7 protein-coding genes are annotated in these 6,000 nt (G+C 70.7%); 2 read left to right on the top strand and 5 right to left on the bottom strand.

Annotated features, from left to right (window positions below; translation table 11 throughout):
- The first annotated feature begins 374 nt into the window (after positions 1-374).
- The gene (locus ACIBK4_RS47825) at positions 375-1,154 is read left to right on the top strand and encodes a hypothetical protein (RefSeq protein WP_399005998.1); all 780 of its coding nucleotides are present in this window, start codon (positions 375-377) and stop codon (positions 1,152-1,154) included.
- A 34-nt stretch (positions 1,155-1,188) separates the two neighbouring features.
- Complete coding sequence (locus ACIBK4_RS47820; protein ID WP_399005996.1) at positions 1,189-1,629, top strand: cytidine deaminase family protein; 441 nt, start codon at positions 1,189-1,191, stop codon at positions 1,627-1,629.
- Positions 1,630-1,687: 58 nt separating this feature from the next.
- Here the strand turns inward: ACIBK4_RS47820 and ACIBK4_RS47815 are convergent, their stop codons facing one another.
- The 5 genes from ACIBK4_RS47815 to ACIBK4_RS47795 all read right to left on the bottom strand — a co-directional run bounded on the left by ACIBK4_RS47815 (position 1,688) and on the right by ACIBK4_RS47795 (position 5,973).
- On the bottom strand, positions 1,688-2,458 hold the full coding sequence (locus tag ACIBK4_RS47815; protein WP_399006019.1) for a TIGR03943 family putative permease subunit: 771 nt from the start codon (positions 2,456-2,458) through the stop codon (positions 1,688-1,690).
- On the bottom strand, positions 2,455-3,447 hold the full coding sequence (locus tag ACIBK4_RS47810; protein ID WP_399006017.1) for a permease: 993 nt from the start codon (positions 3,445-3,447) through the stop codon (positions 2,455-2,457). Before ACIBK4_RS47810 ends, ACIBK4_RS47815 begins: the two co-directional genes overlap by 4 nt.
- Positions 3,448-3,559: 112 nt before the next feature.
- Entirely contained in the window at positions 3,560-4,903 is a 1,344-nt protein-coding gene (locus tag ACIBK4_RS47805) for a tetratricopeptide repeat protein (protein WP_399005994.1), read from the bottom strand.
- A gap of 49 nt (positions 4,904-4,952) precedes the next feature.
- Positions 4,953-5,162 carry a DUF397 domain-containing protein gene (locus ACIBK4_RS47800; protein ID WP_399005992.1) on the bottom strand — a complete coding sequence of 70 codons (210 nt, stop codon included), beginning with the start codon at positions 5,160-5,162 and terminating at the stop codon, positions 4,953-4,955.
- Positions 5,128-5,973: a helix-turn-helix domain-containing protein gene (locus ACIBK4_RS47795; RefSeq protein ID WP_399005990.1), complete on the bottom strand. Its 846-nt coding sequence runs from the start codon at positions 5,971-5,973 to the stop codon at positions 5,128-5,130. Before ACIBK4_RS47795 ends, ACIBK4_RS47800 begins: the two co-directional genes overlap by 35 nt.
- Positions 5,974-6,000: the final 27 nt, after the last annotated feature.

The raw sequence follows: 6,000 nt of genomic DNA, 5'->3' as shown, positions 1-6,000 counted from the left end.
CCGCACCCACTCCGCGCTCGTCAGATCACCCCGCCCCATGCCGAGACCAACGAGCCGGCAACCCGACAGTCACATGATCCGCCGGACAGAACCTAGGGGATTGGCGCTTGGGGCGACTTGAGCGGCGGCCCCCTACGGATCTTTGGGTGCGGCGCCGTGGGGGCTGAGCGCGCAGTTCCCCGCGCCCCTAGGGGGGTTGGCGCTGACGCCCTGTTTTTAGGGGCGCGGGGAACTGCGCGACCAGCCCCCACCGGGCCCGCACTCGACCCACAACCGGGGTCCTCCCCCTCACCCAGACGGCCCGGCGCGCTGGTGGACGGCCCGAGGCGATGGTGCCGTTGGGGGAACGCACCCCGCCCCAGGAGGGACCCCCGATGACCCGTACCCCGGCCCGTGTCCTCCTCGCCGTGATACTCGCCGCGGGCACCCTCACCACCGCCGGCTGCGCGAACGAGGCCATCCTGCACAAGGTGACGACCGCCCCCTCCCCCTCAGCCGTACGCACCACCCCCGCCGCCCACGCGTCCCCCGCCGCCGCCCCCGTCCTCACCCCCGCCCAGGCCCAGTCCGCACTCATCACGGACGCGGACCTCGGCGCGCCCTGGACCCCGACCCAGGGCACGGCAACCTGGCGGGACTCCCTCCTCAAGGCGAAGACGGCGATCCCCGACTGCCAACGCCTCCTGGACGCCCTCTACGCCGACGAACTCCTCGGCACCCCGGCGAGCACCCAGGCGGTGACGGGCCTGGACGACACGGACGACGAGGCCCAACTCCGTTACCAGGTCGCCGCGTTCAAACCGGCGGACGTGAACCACACCCTGGACTGGCTTCGGACCCTCCCCCAAAAGTGCGCGACCTTCACGGCGACCACCACCCGCTCAGGCACCCAGACCGTGACGGTCACGGAGGCCACCCTCCCCACCGTCGGCGACACCCGCGAAGGCCTCCACCTCACCCTCACCGGCACCACCCCCGAGGGCGACCAGTCCACCCTCACCCTCGACACCGCCGCCGTCCGCATCGGCGACGACACCATCACGATCACGAACGGCGGCCTGGGGACTGTGCCGGCGTACGCGACGCAGCGGGCGCTGGAGATCGGGGCACAGCGGTTGACGGATGTGCAGAAGCAGGGTCGGGTGCAGATCTAGCACCGCACCAGACACCTGACGAAGGCAAACGAAGATGACCTCGCAGACCCACCCCGTCGACCACGAACTCGGCCTGGACCACGAACTCGTCCAGGCCGCCGCCCAGGTCGCACGCACCCGCTGCCGGGGCGACAACCACACCATGGCGGCCGCGGCCCGTGCCCAGGACGGCCGGATCGTCACCTCGGTGAACGCGTACCACTTCACCGGCGGCCCCTGCGCCGAGCTGGTTCTCGTCGGCACGGCGGCCGCCCAGGGTGCGTACGAACTGGACACGATCGTCGCCGTGGGCGACCGCGACCGGGGAGTCGTCCCGCCGTGCGGCCGATGCCGACAGGTCCTCCTCGACTACTTCCCCGCCCTGAAGGTCATCGTCGGCACGGGCGACCACCTCCGGACCGTCCCCATCACCGACCTGCTCCCCGAGAGCTTCATCTGGGCCGACCACCAACTCGACGCCGAGCACGCCGAGTAGCAAGCGGACGTCCTCGCTCAGCGACGCCGGCGTGCATCACCCGAACCGCAAGAACACGTCAACGCTTGTCGTACGGATCCGCCGGTTCCTTGACCTGCTTGACCACCGTCGCCCTCAGCACAGGCGGCCACGCCCCGTCCGTCCCCAGCTTGCCCTTGGGGACCCAGGTGCCGGTGACCGTGACCCAACTGTCGGTCTGCGGTGCGCCGTCGGCCTCGTCGCCCCGGATCTCCACCTTGCTGATCGTCGCGTCGGCCGCGCAGCAGGTGACGAGGAGGCGGGTGAGGTACCAGGTGCCGTTGGAGCCGTGGGTCACGAAGCCGGTCATGCGGAGGGTGCGGCCCTTGAGGGAGTGGCCGGTGTCGTAGATCGCGCGGGAGCTGTATTGCGCGACCGAGATGTCCAGCGGGTTCCCGGCGGGGAGCGCCGCGAAGGTGCCCACGCCCTGTGCCGCCCGTTGTGCCTCCTCGCGGGACGCGCTGTACGAACCCAGCGCGGGAGGCGGGAAGAGGAGCAGCGCCAAGGCGGGGAGTGTCAGCAGCCACGCGATGCGCGGGCCGCTTCCATGGGAGTGGCCGTGGTGGTCCTCGTCCATCTCGTCCTCGTGGCCGTGGTCCTCCTCCGCCTCCTGCCCGTGATCGCCCTCCCCGTGGCTCATCGCCCGTACCGCCGCCACCACACCCAGCAGCGCCAACAACCCACCGGACACGACCAGATACGGCCGCAACGCCGGCTGCACATACCGCAGATACAGCTCGCTGAAGAGGGAGATCCGTAGGACCGCGCCGCCCACGAGCAGCAGGAGGACCGCCGAGCCGTAGCGCCTCACAGCAACCACCAACCCACCAGCGTGCTGGCGGCCACCGCCACCAGCCACGTCGTCGAAGAGAAGCGGAAGGCGAAGGCGCGGCCGAACGTGCCTGCCTGGAGGGCGATCAACTTCAGGTCGACCATCGGGCCCACCACCATGAACGCCAGTTTCGCCGCCGGCGAGAAGCCGCTCAGCGAGGCCGCCACGAACGCGTCCGCCTCGCTGCACACGCACAACACCACTGCCAGCAGCGCCAGTAGCAGGAGCGACAGCCAGGACGAACCCGTGAAGATGTCCAGGATCGAGCGCGGTACGGCGATGTTGAAGGTCGCCGCCGCTGCCGCGCCCAGGACCAGGAAACCGCCGGCATGGAGGAAGTCGTGCTGCAGGCTTGCCACGAAGGCCTTCACGCCCGTGGGGGAAGAGGCTGCCGTCCGGCTCCGCTCCGGGAGTCGTAGCCACTCCTCCTTGCCGAATCTCGCCCACAGCCAGCCCATCACCACCGCCGTGGCGAGGGAGGCGACCAGGCGGGCCAGCACCATCTTCGGCTGGTTCGGGAACGCGATCGACGTGGCCACCAGGACCACCGGGTTGATCGCCGGGGCTGAGAGCAGGAAGGCGAGGGCCGCTGCCGGAGCTACCCCTCGCCTCATCAAACTGCTCGCGACTGGTACCGATGCGCATTCGCAGCCGGGGAGGACCACTCCCGCCGCGCCCGCGATCGGGACCGCCAGGGCCTGGTTGCGGGGGAGGAGGCGAGTGAAGACCCGTTCCGGGACGAACGCTCCGATCGCCGCCGACACCACCGTGCCCAGCAGCAGGAACGGGACGCCCTGGACCGCCACCGCCGTGAAGACCGTCCACCAGGCCGCCACGGCCGGGGTGTACAGGTCGATCGCCACCATGGGGCCCAGGACCGAGACGACCGTCGCGATGGCGATCAGCGCCGCGCCGCCCAGGACCGCGTAGACCATGGCGCGTACGGCCAGGCGCAGGCCGTCGAGCATCGTCCGTTCGTTCTGCACGCGCACGCGCCTGTCTCATCCCGTTTCGCACCACTACCGCTACGACTCGTACGTCGCACGGTAACCGTCGGTGCTGTGCGGTATCCCCGATTTGTCAAAGAGGAGGCTGTGCGGGGGCCGGGCCCAGGGTCGTGGTGCCGGGAGCCGTGCGGTGGCCCAGGCCCGTGCGGTAGGCGTCGAGGGCCGCCTCGACCCGGCCGGTGCGGCGGAGCAGGTCGCCGAGCATGCGGCACAGGTCGGCCAGGTCGCCGGCGGCGCCCGCGCGTTCCAGCAGGCTGAGGGCGCGGACGTAGTGCTCCTCGGCCGCGTCGGTGTCGCGGGCGTCCTCGGCGATGATGCCGAGGAGGCGGTGGGCGGCGGCGGAGTGCAGGGCGCCGCGTTCGGAGCTGAGGTCGCTGAGCACGTTGTGGAGGAGGGTGGCGGCCTCGTCCGACTTGCCGCGTTTGTGGAGTACGTCCGCCAACTCGACGGCGACCTGGCTGCTGTACAGCGCCGCGCGCTTCGCCGTCAGCATGTCCAGCGCCTGTCTCAACTCGACCTCGGCGCGCTCCAGTTCGCCGTCCTGGGCGTAGACGTAGCCGCGCATCCAGTGGCAGTTGGCGAGTTCGGTGCGGAACTGGAGTTGGCGGTACAGGTCGGCGGCCTTGGCGAGGGAGGCATCCGCTTCCGCCACCTTGCCCTCCGCTATCAGCGTGCGCGCCACCGAGCGGTGCATCCGGGCCAGCAGGGCCGGGTCCGCCACCTGGGGTGCCAGCGCGAGCGCCAACTCCGCCGCCTGGGCCGCCCTCGCGTGCGCACCCATGTCCATGTACGGGCCTATCGCGCTCGCGTAGAGCAGCAGGAGCGCGTCGGGGTCGTGCAGGCCGCCCCTGTTCAGCTCGTCGAGCGTCGACTCCAACAGGTAGACGGCGTAACGGAGTTCACCGGTGAGATAGTGGGCGACCGCCCGGCCTCGGATGGCCGGGACGCGGGACGGGAGCGGTTCGCCGGCCAGGCGTCGCTCGGCCCGTTCGAAGTACTCGCGGGCGGCGGTCAAGTCACCTGTGTCGAGGCCGCATTCACCCAGCCCCAGCAGCGCGACCGCCTCCTCGTCCGCGAGGCCGAGCGACTCCGCCTCCGCGAGGAGATCGGCGTACTGCTCGGTGGCCTCCTCCGACTCCCCGGTGGCCAGGGTGCGTTGGGCCTCGGTCAGGCGCAGGCGGAGTTCGGTGGCGAGGTGGGCGGGGCGGCCGGTCGCCAACTCGTCGTAGGCGACGCCGAGCCGGTCGGCGAGGTGGCGCAGCGCGTCGTCGGAGGGGCGGACCCGGCCGGCCTCCAGCGTGGAGATGTACGCGGGCGTGTAGGCGGGCTCGGCCAACTGCCGCTGGGTGAGCCCACGTTCGTGTCGCAACTGCTGCACCCTGCGCCCGATGACTTCCGGGTCGTCCCGTCTCACCATGCGATTAATCATGCCAGTAAGCCGAGTTACGGACTGGCGAGTAACTCACTTACATCGAGAGTGAGTTGATGAAGTCCGCGAAGCGGGCGCGGTGGACGGTGACGACGGCTCCGCCGGGGGCCGTCTTGGAGTCGCGGATCGCGATGCGGAGGGAGCGGGCGGCGGCGGGGGCGGGGGCGGCTACCTCGACGCAGTCGCCGCCACTGCTGCCGCTGTGGCTGGACCTACGCCATGTCGTCCGTCTCCGCGCGGCCTCCATACCGTTCCTCCAGCACGCGAGCGATCAGGTCGGCCGACTCCTCGACCGGGAGGGCGTCGGCCTGCAGGCGAGCGTAGGCGACGGAACGTTCCCTGATGACCTGCGAGTTGGCGGTCATGTGCGCCTCGTCGTAGGACTCGGAGTAGTAGATGTCGGGGTCGTCCTCGAAGCGCAGCAGGTTGAAGGAGCCCATCAGACCGGTGTGCACGCCCGCGGTGAACGGCAGCACCTGGACGTTCACCCACGGGTCGTCCCGGTAGGTCAGCAGCCGGGTGAGCTGTCTGCGCATGACCTCCCGGCCGCCGACCTCGCGGAGCAGCACGGCCTCGTCGAGGACGACCCACACGGCGGGCGGCTGCTTGCGCAGCAGGATGCGCTGCCGCTCCATGCGGGCCGCGACCAGCTCCTCGACCTTCTTCGGCGGGTACTCGACGGCCATCAGCGCCGCCGCGTACTCGGGCGTCTGGAGCAGGCCGTGCACCACCTGGCACTGGTACGTGGAGATGAACGCGGCCTTCGCCTCCATGTCGGCGTACGGCTGGAACCAGTTCGGCAGCTGGCTGCGCAGGACCAGGCCGAGCAGGCGGCTGAAGAACCCGTCCGTCATGAACGCCGCGTCGAGGGCCTCGGCGAAGACCCGGCTCGGGACCTTGGCCGCCGTCTCCACCTGACCGATCAGGGAGCCCGTGCAATAGATCACCTTGCCGAGCTGCTCCAGCGTCATGCCCGCCGCCTCGCGCAGCCGCCGCGCCTCGAAGCCGAAGTACTCCAACGGGGATGCGCTCGGGTCGAGTTGGCGAACGTGGACCATGCGACAGACCTCCGAGTAGTTACGGCC

Source organism: Streptomyces sp. NPDC050528 (assembly GCF_044457795.1).
GTDB lineage: Bacteria > Actinomycetota > Actinomycetes > Streptomycetales > Streptomycetaceae > Streptomyces.
Note: the sequence above shows the minus strand (reverse complement) of the source record. Positions and strands in the feature narration are given on the sequence as shown.